Annotated in this window: 17 protein-coding genes; 2 read left to right on the top strand and 15 right to left on the bottom strand. The window is 38.3% G+C overall.

The window, feature by feature from the left end:
* Positions 1-45 precede the first annotated feature (45 nt).
* The 3 genes from CRO56_RS05350 to CRO56_RS05340 form a co-directional block, all read right to left on the bottom strand.
* Complete coding sequence (locus tag CRO56_RS05350; RefSeq protein WP_097157583.1) at positions 46-411, bottom strand: YppE family protein; 366 nt, start codon at positions 409-411, stop codon at positions 46-48.
* A gap of 154 nt (positions 412-565) precedes the next feature.
* Positions 566-802 carry a hypothetical protein gene (locus CRO56_RS05345; RefSeq protein WP_097157582.1) on the bottom strand — a complete coding sequence of 79 codons (237 nt, stop codon included), beginning with the start codon at positions 800-802 and terminating at the stop codon, positions 566-568.
* Between the two features lie 326 nt (positions 803-1128).
* Positions 1129-2175: a DUF2515 family protein gene (locus CRO56_RS05340; RefSeq protein ID WP_097157581.1), complete on the bottom strand. Its 1047-nt coding sequence runs from the start codon at positions 2173-2175 to the stop codon at positions 1129-1131.
* Positions 2176-2318: 143 nt separating this feature from the next.
* Between CRO56_RS05340 and recU the strand changes: the two genes are divergently transcribed.
* Both recU and CRO56_RS05330 read left to right on the top strand, forming a co-directional pair.
* Positions 2319-2918: a Holliday junction resolvase RecU gene (gene recU, locus CRO56_RS05335; protein ID WP_097157580.1), complete on the top strand. Its 600-nt coding sequence runs from the start codon at positions 2319-2321 to the stop codon at positions 2916-2918.
* 78 nt (positions 2919-2996) lie between these two features.
* A complete protein-coding gene (locus CRO56_RS05330) occupies positions 2997-5624 on the top strand; it encodes a penicillin-binding protein 1A (protein ID WP_097157579.1) in 2628 nt (875 codons plus the stop codon).
* Positions 5625-5695: 71 nt separating this feature from the next.
* Here the strand turns inward: CRO56_RS05330 and CRO56_RS05325 are convergent, their stop codons facing one another.
* The 12 genes from CRO56_RS05325 to panB all read right to left on the bottom strand — a co-directional run bounded on the left by CRO56_RS05325 (position 5696) and on the right by panB (position 17042).
* A complete protein-coding gene (locus tag CRO56_RS05325) occupies positions 5696-6223 on the bottom strand; it encodes a YpoC family protein (RefSeq protein ID WP_097157578.1) in 528 nt (175 codons plus the stop codon).
* A complete protein-coding gene (gene nth / locus CRO56_RS05320; protein WP_097157577.1) occupies positions 6208-6876 on the bottom strand; it encodes an endonuclease III in 669 nt (222 codons plus the stop codon). The genes CRO56_RS05325 and nth overlap by 16 nt, the downstream gene beginning before the upstream one ends.
* Before the next feature lie 23 nt (positions 6877-6899).
* Positions 6900-7604: a DnaD domain-containing protein gene (locus CRO56_RS05315; protein ID WP_097157576.1), complete on the bottom strand. Its 705-nt coding sequence runs from the start codon at positions 7602-7604 to the stop codon at positions 6900-6902.
* A gap of 136 nt (positions 7605-7740) precedes the next feature.
* Positions 7741-9033: an asparagine--tRNA ligase gene (asnS, locus tag CRO56_RS05310; RefSeq protein ID WP_097157575.1), complete on the bottom strand. Its 1293-nt coding sequence runs from the start codon at positions 9031-9033 to the stop codon at positions 7741-7743.
* A gap of 30 nt (positions 9034-9063) precedes the next feature.
* A complete protein-coding gene (locus CRO56_RS05305; protein ID WP_097157574.1) occupies positions 9064-10251 on the bottom strand; it encodes a pyridoxal phosphate-dependent aminotransferase in 1188 nt (395 codons plus the stop codon).
* On the bottom strand, positions 10248-10742 hold the full coding sequence (locus tag CRO56_RS05300) for a cell wall elongation regulator TseB-like domain-containing protein (RefSeq protein WP_097157573.1): 495 nt from the start codon (positions 10740-10742) through the stop codon (positions 10248-10250). Before CRO56_RS05300 ends, CRO56_RS05305 begins: the two co-directional genes overlap by 4 nt.
* 48 nt (positions 10743-10790) lie before the next feature.
* Positions 10791-10961: a YpmA family protein gene (locus CRO56_RS05295; RefSeq protein ID WP_097157572.1), complete on the bottom strand. Its 171-nt coding sequence runs from the start codon at positions 10959-10961 to the stop codon at positions 10791-10793.
* 146 nt (positions 10962-11107) lie between these two features.
* The gene (locus tag CRO56_RS05290; protein WP_097157571.1) at positions 11108-11953 is read right to left on the bottom strand and encodes a ComEC/Rec2 family competence protein; all 846 of its coding nucleotides are present in this window, start codon (positions 11951-11953) and stop codon (positions 11108-11110) included.
* 120 nt (positions 11954-12073) lie between these two features.
* Positions 12074-14635 carry an exonuclease domain-containing protein gene (locus tag CRO56_RS05285; protein ID WP_097157570.1) on the bottom strand — a complete coding sequence of 854 codons (2562 nt, stop codon included), beginning with the start codon at positions 14633-14635 and terminating at the stop codon, positions 12074-12076.
* 321 nt (positions 14636-14956) lie between these two features.
* Positions 14957-15340 carry an aspartate 1-decarboxylase gene (gene panD, locus CRO56_RS05280; protein ID WP_097157569.1) on the bottom strand — a complete coding sequence of 128 codons (384 nt, stop codon included), beginning with the start codon at positions 15338-15340 and terminating at the stop codon, positions 14957-14959.
* A 14-nt stretch (positions 15341-15354) separates the two neighbouring features.
* Entirely contained in the window at positions 15355-16209 is an 855-nt protein-coding gene (gene panC / locus CRO56_RS05275; protein WP_097157568.1) for a pantoate--beta-alanine ligase, read from the bottom strand.
* Positions 16206-17042 carry a 3-methyl-2-oxobutanoate hydroxymethyltransferase gene (panB, locus tag CRO56_RS05270; RefSeq protein WP_097157567.1) on the bottom strand — a complete coding sequence of 279 codons (837 nt, stop codon included), beginning with the start codon at positions 17040-17042 and terminating at the stop codon, positions 16206-16208. The genes panC and panB overlap by 4 nt, the downstream gene beginning before the upstream one ends.
* Positions 17043-17283: the final 241 nt, after the last annotated feature.

Genomic DNA, 17283 nt, shown 5'->3' with positions numbered 1-17283 from the left:
GTGGAGGTGCATTTGGCCAACTGTGATAAACATTTGCCGCTAGTATTAGCTTTTTTTGTTTTGTATGGCGAGAAGCAAATTTTTAAGAACGTACTCAACTGATTCGGCATAATGGCGAAACCGGGTCAAACTTGTTTTTGGAAAAAAGCATTGGATTGATATCATGTCTAAATTTTCAGCTGTATGGGTAATTTGCTGCGGATGTAAATGTTTGACGGGATTATCTTTCAGCCACTCGATTGCGAGCGGTTCCCATTGATCCAGCTTAGCTTTTACCTCATCAGCAAACGGTTTTACTTCCTGATAAAAATCCCTTTCTTGATTCGTTTTTTTTACCTCCTCAAATATTGTTTTAATCTGATACGTTTTTTGTAAAAGTGCCTCAGTTAATTCCAATAATTTACCTTCCATTCTATTCAACCTCACAATCTCTCAGTAAATAATGTATGAAATAACATATTTTAAAAGCATTCCAAAAAAGCAGTGAGACATGATGCTCCTGCTTTCATTTTTTCTTGCTATTCCTATTATAATGGAAGGCTTCAGTTGAAATCTAGCTTCGTCTTTACCCAACCCGCTTGCGCGGAGGAAATAATTCTGCAGCTGTTTCTTTAATTTGTTCAAACTGTACTTGGGCTGTCTGCAAATCCCCCTCTGCTTTTTGTACTCTTTTATTCGTTAATTCTATAAATTCCCGTTCCCTTTGTTCAAAAGACTCCGCAAACAAGGCTTCTAACTCAATCAATTCTTTTTCAATTTGTAATAATTGATGAATGACCTCTTCTGAAGAAATGGCTATCATATTTTCCATCCTCCTTTTCTTTTTAGCACTATATTCTGCCCGCTTAAGATATTCTCCTTCACCCTTGACAAAACTAGAAGTAAAGCGGCAAAGAAAGTGCAGAAGTGACAATTTTTTCACGCTCGTGTGATCATCCGTATCGCATATTTTCAATTTATTCGACAAAACCTATTTAAAGGAGGTGCGTATGCGATGAGTAAAAATGATAGTGTGCAGCAAAGGATGAAAAAGGAAGAAAATAAGGGACGAAAAGGTTCGATTAAAGGAAATCCAAAACTTAATGGACCTGACAAACCTTCAACTTAATATGGCCGTAATATTGGAGGTTACAGCTGGGTGTAACCTCCTCTTTCATTCTTCTTTTGTTTTTTCCTGTATTGTATGGCTTGCTCTATCGAAATAAATGCTTTCATTTCAAATTGTTTTCCCTCAAACCAATCTGTTAAATCGACATCTTTATCCGGTTTAACTGCTGACCGCCACTTTCTGCTTATACGGAAGTATTTCTCCCAATTACGAGCATCGGTATTTTCGATTGTATGTTGAATCACAGGGAATGCTGCTCTTAAAAACGGAGTGGTCCTAAACTTCTTATTGTCCTGATATTGTTCATAGTCCCATCTTGACCCAGTTGGTTCTGTATCATTTGAAAAGGCCAAGAACTCAGGAAGCAAAGCGGGAGAAAACAAAATAGAGGCAAGCCGTTTCCCCAGCTTGATTCTTTCTCTATGGTTTCTAAATTGGGAAACACTCGAACCATATAGCTTGCCTGTCCTGGTAGGAAAAAGTACACAGCTATAATGAAACGAATCTTGCAGTCCAAACAGTTTCGTTTTAAAAACACGCTGCTGAAAAATCGGATTTTCAATAACTGGCCTTTGAATCAGATGCTGCTCATTTACAATTAATGCAAATAGCAGTCTCTCTTCATTTTTATATTTGAAAAAATTTTGCCATTCACGAACCATAAATTGGGAAACGTGAAAAACAGGGAGAATGTGAAACAAATTACGCTTTACAATCGTCATATAATGGTAGACCAAAAGCTGTGGATAGGCATCTTGAAAAATGAGCCAATTTGCTCTTTCATAAGTAAGGAATAATTGATATCTGAAAGGATTAGATAGGAGTTTCGGATACCATTCTCCCTCAAGATCACACATGTTCCAGCCAGCATTTCGGGATACCATACTGGCCAGGAATGCCCATTTTAGTTCAGGATGTTCTTGAAAAATTTGAGCATAGGCTTTTGTTCGAGAAATATTATCCAGATTAGCTTTTTTGACCTGATCGCTAATCAATTCGATCAGTTGGCCGTCATTGATTGTTTTGGAGTCATCGTTTATTTTTTTTAAGAATGGGTATATATTCATGAACTTACTTTCTCCAATATCTTATAATAATCAAGATTGACTTCTGTCTGAAGTCTATAGTTATAAATTGGAAGAGTATACATCTTTTTATTCCTTTTCATTGAAACTTTGGTATGATGAAATGGAATGACGAGGTGAATGGTTTGAACATTCGTTACCCAAATGGCAAAAAGTATACAGCACCCCAAATCAATCATAAGGAACCATCTCAAATTGAATACGGAAAAAGAGGGATGTCGCTTGAGGAAGATCTGAATGCAACCAATGAATATTATCGTCAGGCTGGAATTGCTGTGATCCATAAGAAGCCGACACCTATTCAAATTGTTCAGGTCGACTACCCAAAAAGGAGTTCTGCCGTAATTAGAGAAGCCTATTTTAGGCAGCCCTCTACGACAGATTATAACGGTGTATACAAAGGAAGATATATAGATTTTGAGGCAAAAGAAACAAAAAACAATACGTCTTTTCCCCTTAAAAATGTTCATGAACATCAGATTGAACATATAAAAGCAGTGATAAAGCAACAGGGAATTACGTTTATTATTATACGTTTTGGTCTTACAGACGAAATATTTCTATTAGAAGGGGTTCATTTACTTTCCTTTTGGAATCGAATGGTAGATGGAGGGAGAAAATCTATTTCGAAAGAGGAACTGACAGAAGTGGGCTATTCTATATCCATTGGTTTCCAGCCAAGAATTGACTATTTAAAAATCATAGACAGATTATACTTGAGTTGATAAAATTGTCTTTTTAAAGATTATCCCTAGTCTGATAGATAAATATTATTAAGGGATAGTGAAAGGTAGGTAAGCAAGATGAGTGAACAATATAAAAGTCGCGAACAACGCAGAAAGCAGCTTGCCGCTAAAAAGGGGAAGAATAAAGAAAGCCATAAAGGTTTAGTCAAAAAAATAGCACTTTGGATCGTAGCCATCGGTATTTTAGCGATGATTGCCGGCGGTTCCGTTTTTGCATACTGGGCAAGTCAAGCACCCGAGTTAGACCCTGCCCTTCTGAAAGATCCTGTTTCATCAGAAGTTTATGCGATGGATGGAACATTGATAAGAAAAATAGGAACAGAAACTAGAGATGTTATCGCCTTTGAAAATATTCCCGATGTGGTTAAAGAAGCCTTTCTTGCAACAGAGGATGCCAGATTTTATAACCATAAAGGGATTGACGTCATCCGGATCGGCGGAGCTGTCATTGCTAATATTACTGACGGTTTTGGGGCGGAAGGTGCCAGTACGATTACACAGCAGGTTATAAAAAATTCATTCTTATCTCCTGAAAAAACGATAGAACGAAAAGTTCAAGAAATGTGGCTAGCCTTTCAGCTAGAACAGCAATATGAGAAAGATGAAATTTTTGAAATGTATCTTAACAAAATCTTTATGGGTGAAAATATTTATGGTGTTGCCACGGCTTCTAACTATTACTATGGAAAATCACTAGAAGAGCTTGCCAAAGACACACCTAAAGAAGTCGTTTTGGCACAGGCGGCCATGCTTGCAGGTCTACCGCAAAGTCCAAACCGATATGATCCATTTGAAAATCCCGAGGAAGCAAAAGAACGCCGAAACACAGTTTTATATTTGATGAATCAGCATGGCTACATTACTAAAGAAGAAATGGAAAAGGCACAGGCTGTTCAAATCGCGCATATGGTTAAAAAAACAAATCCAAAGCTTGAAGAAGAAAAGGATCCCTATGAAGATTTTGTCGATTACGTGATTGATGAAGTACAAGCAAAATATCCAGACTATGATGTTTTTTCTGATGGGCTTAAAATTTATACTACTCTGGACCCAAATGCTCAAGAATTTGTATATAATGCCTTAGAAACCAATCAGGTTGTCGAATTTCCAAATGAAGATTTTCAGGCAGGAATAACCCTTCTTGATACGCAAACAGGTGCGATTCGTGCTCTTGGCGGCGGCAGAAATCAGGAAGTTCAGCGTGGCTTCAATTACGCAACCGATTTGCAAAGACAGCCTGGTTCTACCATTAAACCAATATTAGATTATGGCCCAGCTATCGAATATTTAAAATGGTCAACCTATCATCAAATCGTTGATGAACCATACACGTATTCAAAGGGAACACCAGTTGGAAACTGGGACGATGGTTATTATGGACAAATGTCTATTAGACGGGCTCTCGCCATGTCCAGAAATATCCCGGCTGTCAAAGCGCTGCAAGAGGTCGGCTTAGAAAATGCCCAAAAATTTGCAGTTCAATTAGGTCTTCCGCTCCAGGATGAGATTTATGAATCTTATGCAATCGGAGGACTTGAAAAAGGTGTCTCCCCTCTGCAAATGGCAGGTGCATATGCTGCTTTTGGAAATGAGGGTGTATATACAGAACCTTATGCAATTACAAAGATTGTGTTAAGAGATGGAACTGAAATCGAAACGAAGGCTAAATCTGACCTCGTTATGCAGGATTACACAGCATTTATGGTCTCAGATATGTTAAAAAGCGTCTTTGATCCGGCATTTGACGGGACAGCAAAAGTTGCTCAAATCCCTGGTCTGCCTATGGCTGGTAAGACTGGAACAACGAACTATACAGAAGATGACCGTCAAAAACATGGGATCGATGGAAGATCTGTTCCAGATTCGTGGATGGTCGGCTATACAACCAAATATACGACCGCTATTTGGACTGGTTACAGCAACTACTTCCAGCCTGTACAGTCTGGCTACGAACAGCAAATAGCCCGCCATCTATATAAGGCTATTATGCAAAATGTTCATGAAGGTGTTGAAACACCAGACTTTACCGTGCCAAATAGTGTGGTCGAGTCTCCAGTTGAAGCTGGATCAAACCCGGCTAAACTGCCAAGCGAATATACTCCTGAAAATAAAATTGTGTATGAATGGTTTGTAAAAGGTACAGAACCAAAAGAAGTATCTGAAGCTTATGATATCCCAGATCCTGTTGCAAACTTAGCAGCTGTTTATGATGAGGAAACGAATGAAATTCTCTTATCGTGGGAATATGAAGCTAATCAAGAACAAGCTGTTCAGTTTGATGTTGAAGTATCACTTAACGAAGGACCGATGCAGGTACTAACTTCTACTACGGAAAAAAGTCTGCGGCTGCAGGATGCAATGCCTGGTGCGGTATACGTATTTAGAGTGACCGCTGTTGATGGCGAAATGAAGAGTGAACCTGCCGAGGTCACTGTTGAAACTCCAGAAGCTGAATCCGATAATCCATTTGATGACCTCTTCCCTGGCGATGGTAATGGCAATGGTGGTGATAACGGCCAACCAGGTCGTGGAAATGGCAATGGTAATGGAGGTAATGATGGCGACGGTGATGGCGACGGTGATGGAGATGGCAACAGTCCGCCGCCAGATGATGGAGACGGCGATGGAGATGGAGATATTATTCCATTCCCTCCTCCACCTGATGAAGATTCAACACAGCCATAAAAAACACTGGTTGACTTTCTTAGTTTGTGAATTCTAAATAGTGTCCCTTGATACAAAAAGCCAAAGGAAAATCAAATTTTCCTTTGGCTTTTTACTTTTGCTATTGTAATGTCTTTCATGATTTGCTTTTCTGTTTCTATAAAAAGTTCTCCCAATTGTATAAAGGAATGATACAATGTCGGTCTTTCTAAAATAAAAGATAGCCTGTCTTCGATATTAGTAGGTTTGATCCTCAACAATTGAAGTCTGGCAAACAGGTCATAAAGGAGTACTGGTTTCCCATTCCCCCAGAATAAGAGCATTGTGTAAAGCTGAAGTCCCTTTACCATATAAGGGAGTGATGCTTTACTATTTCGTTCTTTTAAAAAAGTTTGCATGGCACCTGAGACTTCCTTCCATCCTTTGACCACAGATTGAACAGCATTTTCCCGGTTTTCCCAAGGTTTCAGTGCGGGGAGATCTTGATGATAGGCGCTGTCATATCTGAAACTTGGGTTTAGCTGATTCGAATCTAGTATTGAATCTTCATATTCCCAAGTTACATCGGGAAGCAGCAAAGGGTGCCGCATAAGAGGAGGAACACTCATCCGTTTTGCCAATACTCGTCCAGTCCCTTCATCCGTTTTTTCCCTTCGCGGCAAAAGGCGAGCAGCGGACATTCCGGACAGTTTGGATTTTGTGCCTTACAATGGTATCTGCCAAAAAAAATAAGGCGGTGATGTGTAATCCCCCATTCATCTTTTGGCACTTTTTTCATTAAAGTTTGTTCTACTTCAAACACAGAATCCTTCCAGCGGCAAATTCCCAGTCGCTTCGAGACTCTCTCAACATGGGTGTCTACAGCAATCGCCGGAATTCCGAAGGCTACTGAAACTACTACATTTGCCGTTTTTCTGCCTACGCCTGGGAGTTTAGTAAGTTCATCTCTGTCTTTTGGAACTTGTCCTTCATATTCATTTAAGAGAATGGAACAAAGCTTTTGTATATTTTTTGCTTTATTCCGATACAAGCCAATCGAACGAATATCGTTTTGAAGTTCTTCTAATGAAACAGCTAAGTAGTCCTCCGGCTTTTTATATTTTTTAAACAGCTGAGCCGTAACTTTATTGACTAGTACATCGGTACACTGTGCTGATAAAAGGACAGCAATCACTAGTTCAAATGGATTAGCATGATTTAATTCACAATGTGCGTCAGGAAACATATCCCCTATTCTGTCTAAGCATTCCCGAATTTCCTTTTTTGTGAGCATACTAAAGGTTCACCTGCTTTCTATTAATCTTCCTCCAGCCAATTATAAAATGGCAAATCTTTAGATGAAGTTGGGGCCGTATTTTCTTTCTTTTGTTTTTGATAAAGCCTAAATTTACGTCCATGCTCAGCAGCATCAAGTGGTGTTCGAATTCCGTTTCTCTTCCATTCGAACAAAATACGGTCAATATATCTAAAATTAACCTTCGCTGATAAAACGGCTTCTTTTAGCGCCGCTAAAATAAGCTCTGGAGATTGATGATCCTGGTCTAGCCACATCGAAAGAGTTTCCACTTCAAAAGGAGATAATGGCCGGCCGAACTCTTTTTCAAACGTTTGATAAAGGTTGGCTTCTTTCTTTTGTTTATCGTCCTTTTCCAGCTGTTTTTTCTCCTTATATAAAAGCAAATAAAGCTTTTCCCACATGGGTTCCAAAGAATACTGTTCATAAAGAATGTCTTCTTCTGTTTTTCCATTCTGCAGTAGTAGAAAGCCTTTCTGAATAAGTTTTCTTAACAAATGCGTGCATTGCTCGTTGGACATAGTTGTCCGGGAAGCCAGTTCTTCATAAGTCGGGAAAGAATTCCCTCTTTCAATAAAGGACTGGAGATGCAAGAGCAGAGTAAACTCTGCTTCATTTAAGCCAAGATCCTTATAATGCTGTAATAAGTAAAGCGGAAGGAATACCGTACCCCCCTGCATAAATTTAAGAAACGATTTTTGGTCCATAAATTGACACCTCAAGGTCCATTATAACAAATTGGGACAAATTGATAATCTATAAAGAACAAATGAAGGGTCAGACCCTTCATTTACTTAAAAAGCAAGTTAAAATGTGAAGGGGTCAGACCCTTTGGGCTACTTATTATGGATATAAACGATTTAGCAGTCTTGGGAAAGGAATGGTCTCACGGATATGCTCAACGCCGCTGATCCATGCAACAGTCCGTTCAAGACCAAGACCAAATCCTGAATGTGGAACACTTCCATATTTTCTTAAGTCTAAGTACCATTCATAGTTCTCTGCAGGGAGGTTATGTTCTTCCATTCGCTGTTTTAAGAGCTTCGGATCATGAATTCTCTCTGAACCTCCAATAATTTCTCCATATCCTTCTGGAGCAATGAGATCTGCACAAAGAACAACATCATCACGTTCAGGATGAGGCTGCATATAGAAAGGTTTGATTCCGACCGGATAATTCATAATAAATACTGGTTTATCAAAGGAATCCGCGATTGCTGTTTCATGAGGAGCTCCAAAATCGTCTCCCCACTGTATATCATCAAATCCTTTTTCATGTAATAGCTTTATAGCATCATCATAGGAAATGCGCGGGAATGGCGCTTTGATGTTTTCTAGCTTTGAAGTATCTCGATCTAATGTATTTAATTCTAACTTGCAATCTTCCAAAACGGATTGAACAATATAGCTAACATACTCTTCTTGAACCTTTAAGCTATCTTCTTGTGTATAAAAAGCCATTTCCGGTTCAATCATCCAAAATTCAATTAAATGCTTTCTAGTCTTTGATTTTTCTGCACGGAAGGTTGGACCGAAGGAAAATACCTTTCCAAGTGCCATAGCAGCTGCTTCCATGTACAATTGACCGCTTTGAGACAGATACGCATCTTCATCAAAATATTTTGTGTGGAACAATTCAGTTGTACCTTCTGGTGCACTTCCAGTAAGGATAGGAGGGTCTACTTTTACAAAGCCTTCTTTGTTGAAAAATTCATAAGTAGCGCGGATGATTTCATTTCTGATTTTCATCACTGCATGCTGCTTCCGGGAACGAAGCCAAAGATGACGATGATCCATTAGGAATTCAGTTCCATGTTCTTTCGGTGTAATTGGATAATCGGCAGCTTCATGAATAATTTCAATATCACTCACTGATAATTCATAGCCGAGCGGCGATCTCTCATCCTTTCGCACAGTCGCTGTTACATAAAGGGAGCTTTCTTGTGTAATAGATTTTGCCTTGGCAAAGACTTCCTCAGGAACTTCATTTTTCACAACGACTCCTTGGATAAATCCTGTACCGTCTCTCAGCTGTAAAAAGGCAATTTTTCCGCTTGAACGCTTATTGGCTAACCATGCACCAATTGTTACTTCTTGTTCTAAATAGTTTGCTACTTCTCTTATTGTTATCTTCAATTAAATAACCTCCAACATCCATTACATCATTTATTTAGCAGAATTATTGATTACAAATTGATGAATTCGATCCAATGCTTCTAACAGCAAATCTTTTGAAGTGGCATAAGAAATACGAAGATAGTCAGGGGCTCCAAAGCCTGATCCAGGAACAGCTGCCACTAGTGCTTGATCCAGTAAAGCTTTAGCAAAGTCATCCACATTCTCAAAACCTGTCATATTTGCAGCTTTCTTAACGTTAGGGAACAAATAAAAGGCCCCTTGTGGTTTGACACATGTAAACCCAGGAATCTGAATTAATTTTTCATAAACGTCTTCTAATCTTTCAGCAAATGCTTGACGCATCATTTCAACAGATTGCTGATCTCCCTTATATGCGGCAATCGCGCCATACTGAGACAATGAAGTTGGGTTTGAAGTACTGTGGCTTGCAAGATTTGTCATTGCTTTGATCAGGTCTTTGTTTCCTGCTGCAAAACCAATTCTCCATCCGGTCATCGAATGTGATTTTGAAACGCCATTAATAATGATCGTTATTTCTTTAAATTCAGGCGATAATTGCGCGATTGATACGTGTTTATGACCATTATAGGTTAATTTTTCATAAATCTCATCAGAGATAATTAAAATGTCTCTTTCCAAACAAAACTGTCCGATTTCCTGTAATTCCTCGGTTGAATAAATCATTCCAGTAGGGTTCGAGGGCGAATTGACAACTAATGCTTTTGTGCGTGAAGTTACCGCTTCTTTTAGCTGATCAACGGTAACTTTAAAATCATTTTCTTCTTTACCTTCCACAAAAACTGGTGTCCCTTCAGCCAGCTTCACTTGTTCGGGATAGCTAACCCAGTAAGGAGATGGAATAATAACTTCGTCTCCTTCATCTAAGAGCGCTTGAAAGAGTAAATATAAATTATGCTTTGCCCCAGAGGCAATCATAATCTCAGAAAGATCATATTCTAAGCCCTGATCTGCTTTTAATTTATCTTTAATAGCTTCCTTTAAGGCTGACAGACCGCCTGAAGGTGTATATTTTGTTTTTCCTTCTTCCATACTTTTAATAGCAGCATCTATAATGTGGCTTGGTGTATTAAAATCAGGCTCGCCTGCACCCAAACCAATCACATCATGACCTTCTTCTTTTAATTGTTTCGCTTTAGCTGTAATCGCTAGAGTCGAAGATGGGGTTAATGCAGCTACACGATTTGACAGTTTCATGAAGAAACTCCTCCTTGACTATATTGGTAATACCGAATCCAATCCCCTGTTAAAAAAGAAACTTGAAGGAAAGTATACCGCTTGCTATCATCTATAAAAGTAAGCTCCCATAATGGTCGCTTATCCGCATAACCTAGCTTAATATCTATCACTTCTGAGATATCCCATTCTTCCTTAAATGACTGTATGACCTCTTCTTTCGTAATACCTTCACTCGCTTTATGCTCAGCAACAATATTAAGATTTTCTGTATCAATCCATACTATCATTTCTTCACCAGCCCGATTGTTACCCGTTACAATGTAATACTCCTCTTTATAACGGAACCATTCAAAATCCTCCGCAGACTCTAAACCGGACTTCTCCAATGCGACTGAAAAGGCTAAATCTTCTTTGTCTTTGTATGGCTGAATCGAGAAATAAAGGAGAATTGAAATTGCGATTGCAACAATAATTAACAAGCCAATCCCTAGTTTGATCCACTTTTTCATCTTAACAGCTCAATCCCTTATCTATCTTTCTATCTTGACAATTTTATCTTATGTACGGTATATCGTGAAAATTGCGATATTCGGATCTTCTTTATCCAGTGCCAGGCCAAACATTAAATCCTGTTTTTTTAACGTTCGATTCAGGACGTCCACAATTTTGTACAGATCACTAGAATATTCAATCCGAATCGTAGATAATATCTCGATCTGATTACCCATAAAAACCTCCAACTGCATCAGGTTACAACAAATAGCTTCTGCCTGCTTCTTTTAATATTGCTTTAGCAAATACCTTTAAGGATAAATCCTCTCTCATTATATCAACAAGGCCTTCAAACCTAAACTATTTTCCTCTATAATTTTCATTATTCTTTTCCCTTTGGATGTATATGAATGATTTCGTATGTATCATCCGTGCATTTTATTGTAATGGTGCCATGCTCTTTCGTTAGATAAGCATCTATCCACATATCATTTAAAAGTTTAAGAATATTTTCATTCGGTTTAATCGAATTCATGTTAAATAAAATGGCTACTTGAGGGTCTATGTGTTTGGCCAATTTCTTTGTAATAGCTTGTGCTGCTCCATAATTAGGAATCTTTACAATATTGACATCTTGCAGTTTTTCATTAAGCAATTTCAATTCGCTATCCGTTCCGTATGAACTTAAGAACAAAAAGCGATGTGCAAAAAAAGTAATTGAGAAGTCCATCCCTTCTGTTGGTGCAGTCCCATTATAGAGAACTTCTAACTTTACATCAGAGCTTAATTCGATTTTTGTACCGCTATCCCACCATTGAACTGCCACATTATTTGGATAAGAATGATTTCCTTTCCACTGCCCATAAAGCCGATTCGAAAGGATTACCTGCCGGGTCTGATAATGGTTGATCACATGTTCAAGATTTCCAATCTGGCCAGAGTCTTCTTTCGTTATGATAACTGTTGAAATCCGATCTACACCATAAAGGTTTAGCCAGTAATCTAATTTGTTCTGGCTCGAGCGATCTCCGGTATTAATCAAAATATTTTCTCCATCCGGAAACTGTAAAAGCGTTGCCTCTCCGTTTTCCAAGGCAAAAAAAGTAAACGCAATTTCCTGATCCCTTAAGTTGACATCTATTCGTTCAACCGAAGATGTAATAATAGCGTTATTTAATAAGAGGGTTGAACATATAAAAAATGCTATCATTTTTTGGGATATAAGCATGAATATTTGCTCCTCCTAAATAAAAACTTGGCAAACGCCAAGCTTTACAACTCAACTCTTAATCAATCATAAAAGTAAAAAAGGCATTTTTTCATTAGTTTTTACCTAATAGGAGGAGATTCATTCATCCATATGAAGTGGTTTCCACTCTAAATCTTCGATAGACTGGATAAATGTTTTTCCATACTCTGATTGCCATATCCTTGAATCCAACAGATAGATTCGATTGTTAGGAAAATTGATTTTTGCAATTAACCTTTTTAGCCTTAGAACAGCATAAGGCAAACTAAAATGATAAAAAGGGTTTCTCCCTTCTTTTTCATACTCTTCTACTTGAAGCCTATGGTATAGATCTTGAGGTGATAAAAAAGGAAGTTTTGTAATAATAAAAGCCTCTGAACTCTCTTCATGACTGGTATAGTTCGTAGAAAATTGACTGCCGATGTAAATGGCTTTGTCAAAACGGTTCATCTGCTTTAGTAACCTGCCTATACTTGCCTGACTTTGTGAAAGCAGAACAAACCCTTCAAGGTTTTGCAGCTTCTGGATTGCATCTGTTATAGCTTGAGTTTCATCATAAGAGCTTGTGAGCACAAAGACTTTATCATACTGGCTGCACACATCTGCTGCAAATGATGCTATTTTCTCAATACTGTATTTTCTGTTAGCTACAAGCAATTGATTTCTTGTCGGCTTTTTTTCTTTATTCACTTGTACCTGGTTCATTGTAAACCCAAGAGACCTGACTGAAAAAAGGAATGAACGGTTAACCGAGAGTGAAGAAGAAATAAAGACGGCTTCAATGCCTCTGTCAGATAAAAAATCACCCAATTGTTTAGATGCCAATAATGGCCTTGAAATGATTGCTGTATAATTACTCATTCCTCTTGTATCCGTTTCAATCCATTTTGTTACCCCGTGTGTGCCTGGTGAAATAAATGATTCAAGGGTATGAATAATTTCCTCTGCTTCCGTTTTAAAAAGCTTATAATCAATCAGAAGCTGATCATATTGATCCGAGGTTCCTTGAAGTTGAGTTAATTGTTTCACCAAATAGGAAACTAGGTCCTTTAATGAGAATAGCAGTCTTTCGCCTGCATAAAGTAAAGAATCTAATGTTTGTGAAGGCTGCAGCGGTGCAGAAACATAAGGGGAAAACCCAGCCACTGATTCTTCATGTAAGAGCGCGTAATCAGCTGCGAACTGAAAAAAATCTTCACTCTCTTCCTTTAACCTTTCAACAAATTTTTTTGTCGTGAGCTCAATACTTTTCAATGTGTCTTGAATAAACAATTTGCTTAAAAATTGGCCTTCCAGCTGTCTAAGCCAGATACGAAAAGAAACAAAAGTTAATTTTTTCCCAAAGTATTTGGGCATTTGTTCTACTAAGATTTCAGGCTGATCTAATATACAATAGCGTGGCCGTAATACACTATTTTCTTGATAAAGCGACTCTGACAAAAACATCGGATAGTTTGTAATTAAACAGTCTGCAAGTGTAGCCTCAATGACCGTCCGCTGATAAAAGGATATCGCTGGATCTTTTGTATTCTGGTGATCGGTTGCATCTGTTGAAATCTTTATCCAAAAATCTTCAGATGCACTGGAAAGATTTAATTCATCAACGTCTCCTTTATCTGTTTCTAACAGCCAGATTAGAATCTGCATCTTAGTCAAAACATGATCGTAGTTTGGATCGTCTTCCTTCATGACTTGGCTAAATTTCCTTAAGGAAAGATAATGGTGTCTCCCTTTTAATGTTGAAAAAGGCAATTCTAGCTCCTCTTTTTTAAAAAAAGATTCCCACCTTTTCGGTTCACGGGTAACTATCCATAAGGGTTCATTAAATTGTTTCTTAACCCATAAAGTTAAATTTTCAAGAAAGAAAGGCGATATATGACTTACCTCATAAAAATACTGTTTTCCCTGTTCCCACGCGGTCTGAATTGCTTTTACAAGTTCATGATTTATACTAGGCTGTTCCTCTACTGTATGACCGTGTATATCGCTTGGAGGCGTATATCCCTTTAACCAGATTCCATTATAATAAGAAAGGTTCTCAGTTGCATCACGGTCATCTTTTTGCACAAGAATATTTTGTAAGAGCAGCTGGATATCACTTTTTAAATAAAACGATAATACTTCTAGCTGTTCGAGAGTCTCAGCCGGAAGCTGTTTTAATTTTTGCAGCATTTTTTTAAATATTTTAGCTGTCACTTCTGCATCGGCATCGGCCCGGTGAGGAGTCGAATGATCGATATCCAATTCTTTTGCAAGACCCTGAAGCGAAAAACTTTGGGATGTCGGATACAGAAATCTAGCCAATTCAACCGTATCAATTACATTTCCATCAAAGATAGGGAATCCATTTCGTTTATACTCCTCTTGTAAAAACGATAGATCAAAGGCGCTATTATGAGCAACCAGACATGCCCCCTTGCACATATTTAAAAAGGGGCGAACCGCATCTTTAAAAACTGGCGCATCCTTTACTAATGATTCATCTATTCCCGTTAATTCGCTAATAAAAGAAGGGATCGGGCGCTTTGGCTGAATAAAGGTAGAATACAGACTCATGATCTCTCCATTTTCGATTAAAACAGCACCAAGCTGGATGATTCTATCATCCGCTTTAGCTTTATTCCCTGTTGTTTCAAGATCAACCACTACAAAGCGATTCATGGATCCACCTCCATTCTGTTACATATGTATGTATAGTTTCGTTTAAAAATTTTTGTGTGCGGCTAAATTATAATCTTATAATAATCTGCATCATTGCGGATGGTTTCTTTAACATATATTTTATCTATTTAAGCAATGGATTTAAACTTTATTTCCTGTATGGCCTGCGGTTTACAAATTTTCAGGTGATAGAAAAAAAACAGGTCTGCTCTTTACAGAAGAGCAGACCCTCTCCATCATCATTATACTAGCTGATGTGATTGTTTCTGAAAAGGTGCGGCCTTTATCGACAGCCTTATTTTTACACATCTAAGGGGTTTTTTACAAAACCGTGCGCGCCGGTTCCTTTTTAATCAGTTCTTTTATTTCATTTTTTTCATTCATAATCGCAATTTTTGGAGAATGCATATCTAATTGATCCTCAGGGACTAATCCATAGCTGATAATAATAACGACATCCCCTTTTTGAACTAATCGAGCAGCAGCTCCGTTAACACAAATCACTCCGCTTTTTCTTTCTCCAGGGATGATATAGGTTTCAAAACGGGCACCATTATTATTATTCACGACTTGAACTTTTTCATTTGGGCGCATGCCCACCGCATCTAATAAATCTTCATCTATGGTTATGCTTCCAACGTAATTTAAATCAGCTTCTGTAACATGGGCACGATGGATTTTAGCGTTCATCATAATTCTAAACATCTAGATGACCTCCTCTATGGTCTTGGTACTTCTAATATTATGTTATCGATTAACCGTACCTTTTGATAGAAAACAGCAACGGCAATTATGACTTTTCCTTCAGCTAGTTCAAGCTTGCGTAATTCAGGGTATGACAAAATTTCAAGATAGTCAATCGTACCTGTAATAGAATTCGCAAGCTTTTCTTTCAATCTTTCTACAAGGCTAATAGTATCCCTTTCCCCAGCTTTGATTAACTCTTGCGCGTGTAAAAGTGTTTTATAGATTTGGGGAGCTTCTTCCCGTTCGCTAGAGGTTAAACGAACATTTCGAGAGCTTTTCGCTAGACCGTCTTCCTCGCGTACTGTAGGAATAGGAATAAGTTCTAGCGGAAAATGATAATCTGTAATTAGACCATCTACAACTGCAACTTGTTGAGCATCCTTTAAGCCAAAGTAAGCACGGTCAGGCTGAATAATATGGAAAAGCTTCGTTAAAACAGTTACCACTCCATCAAAATGACCCGGTCTCGATTTTCCGCATAGTACTTCAGTGCGATCTGTCACGCTTAAAGAAACGGAAAGCCCGCGAGGATACATTTCTTCAACGGACGGATAAAAAATAAAATCGACTCCATGCTCTTTTGCAATTCGTTCATCTCTATCGATATCCCGCGGATAAGCGTCAAAATCTTCGTTAGGTCCAAATTGCAGAGGATTTACAAATATACTAATGACGACTTTATCATTGTTTTTTCTTGCCTCATCTATAAGAGCAGCATGTCCTTCATGCAAATAACCCATAGTCGGCACATAACCGATCGACAATTGGTTATTTTTTAGCTGTTTAACTTCTTGCTGCATCTCTTTTATCGTTGTAATGATTTTCATTTACTTCCTCCGTAAAGAGCCGTTAATTCTTCCTCTTTCATTGTATAAGAATGTTTTATTTCCGGAAAACTACCTGATTTCACTTCATGAATATAACTTTCTATACTGCCTTTTATAGACTCATTTACATTATTATAGGTTTTCACAAACTTAGCAGTCCGCTCGATTCCAAATTGGATTAAATCATGAAAGACGAGGACTTGTCCATCTGTATATGGTCCTGCACCTATACCAATTGTAGGAATCATTAATTGTTGTGATATTGTTTCCGCTAACTGGTATGGAATACATTCGAGTACTATGGCAAAGGCACCGGCTTCCTCACATCGCTTAGCATCATCGATTAATTTTTCAGCCGCTTCCTTTGTCTTCCCTTGTACTTTATATCCGCCCAATACTCCTGCTGTTTGCGGAGTAAGCCCTAAATGGGCGACAACTGGAATCCCTGCCTCTGTAAGCGCCTTGATTTTTGGTATCACATCTCCTGCACCTTCGAGCTTTAATGCATGACAGCCGGTTTCTTGAAATAGTTTAGCTGCATTGGAAAGAGTCTGATCCATTGATTGGTGATAGGTCATAAATGGCATATCAACGACAATAAACGTATCGGGTGCTCCACGTTTTACTGCTTTTGCATGATGGGTCATATCAGCAAGGGTTACTGGAACCGTCGATTCATATCCTAACACGACCATCCCTAAGGAATCTCCTACTAAAATGATATCTAATCCAGCTGCTTGAGATAATTTAGCCGCAGGATAGTCATAGGCGGTCATCATCACTATTTTCTCGCCATTTTCTTTCATCTTCAAAAACTCAGTAGTTGATTTCATCAACATATCCCCTTTCGTTTCTGAGGAAAAAGGGAAATCCGCGCGTTTATAGCAAAAAAAGCATCACTGCTCATCGGAGAGAAGGATGCTTGTAGTGCTTAAAAATATCTGGGCTTCTTCCCTCTGTCCTTGTCCTATTTGGATCTAGGCAGAATAAATAAAGTTCAGGTTTAAGGATTTTATATAAGGTGCAGTTCCTTTAGATACTGCCCGCTCCTATTATACCAAATCGCTTCCTAAA

Source organism: Bacillus oleivorans, assembly GCF_900207585.1.
Taxonomy (GTDB): Bacteria; Bacillota; Bacilli; order Bacillales; family JC228; genus Bacillus_BF; species Bacillus_BF oleivorans.
This window is presented reverse-complemented; position numbering and strand designations above follow the sequence as displayed.

Bases quoted from the DNA above. Each gene is read 5' to 3' on its own strand.
- CRO56_RS05350 (WP_097157583.1), bottom strand. From the start codon at position 411: ATGGAAGGTAAATTATTGGAATTAACTGAGGCACTTTTACAAAAAACG.
- CRO56_RS05345 (WP_097157582.1), bottom strand. From the start codon at position 802: ATGATAGCCATTTCTTCAGAAGAGGTCATTCATCAATTATTACAAATT.
- CRO56_RS05340 (WP_097157581.1), bottom strand. From the start codon at position 2,175: ATGAATATATACCCATTCTTAAAAAAAATAAACGATGACTCCAAAACA.
- CRO56_RS05330 (WP_097157579.1), top strand. From the start codon at position 2,997: ATGAGTGAACAATATAAAAGTCGCGAACAACGCAGAAAGCAGCTTGCC.
- nth (WP_097157577.1), bottom strand. From the start codon at position 6,876: ATGCTCACAAAAAAGGAAATTCGGGAATGCTTAGACAGAATAGGGGAT.
- CRO56_RS05315 (WP_097157576.1), bottom strand. From the start codon at position 7,604: ATGGACCAAAAATCGTTTCTTAAATTTATGCAGGGGGGTACGGTATTC.
- CRO56_RS05305 (WP_097157574.1), bottom strand. From the start codon at position 10,251: ATGAAACTGTCAAATCGTGTAGCTGCATTAACCCCATCTTCGACTCTA.
- CRO56_RS05300 (WP_097157573.1), bottom strand. From the start codon at position 10,742: ATGAAAAAGTGGATCAAACTAGGGATTGGCTTGTTAATTATTGTTGCA.
- CRO56_RS05295 (WP_097157572.1), bottom strand. From the start codon at position 10,961: ATGGGTAATCAGATCGAGATATTATCTACGATTCGGATTGAATATTCT.
- CRO56_RS05290 (WP_097157571.1), bottom strand. From the start codon at position 11,953: ATGCTTATATCCCAAAAAATGATAGCATTTTTTATATGTTCAACCCTC.
- CRO56_RS05285 (WP_097157570.1), bottom strand. From the start codon at position 14,635: ATGAATCGCTTTGTAGTGGTTGATCTTGAAACAACAGGGAATAAAGCT.
- panD (WP_097157569.1), bottom strand. From the start codon at position 15,340: ATGTTTAGAATTATGATGAACGCTAAAATCCATCGTGCCCATGTTACA.
- panC (WP_097157568.1), bottom strand. From the start codon at position 16,209: ATGAAAATCATTACAACGATAAAAGAGATGCAGCAAGAAGTTAAACAG.
- panB (WP_097157567.1), bottom strand. From the start codon at position 17,042: ATGAAATCAACTACTGAGTTTTTGAAGATGAAAGAAAATGGCGAGAAA.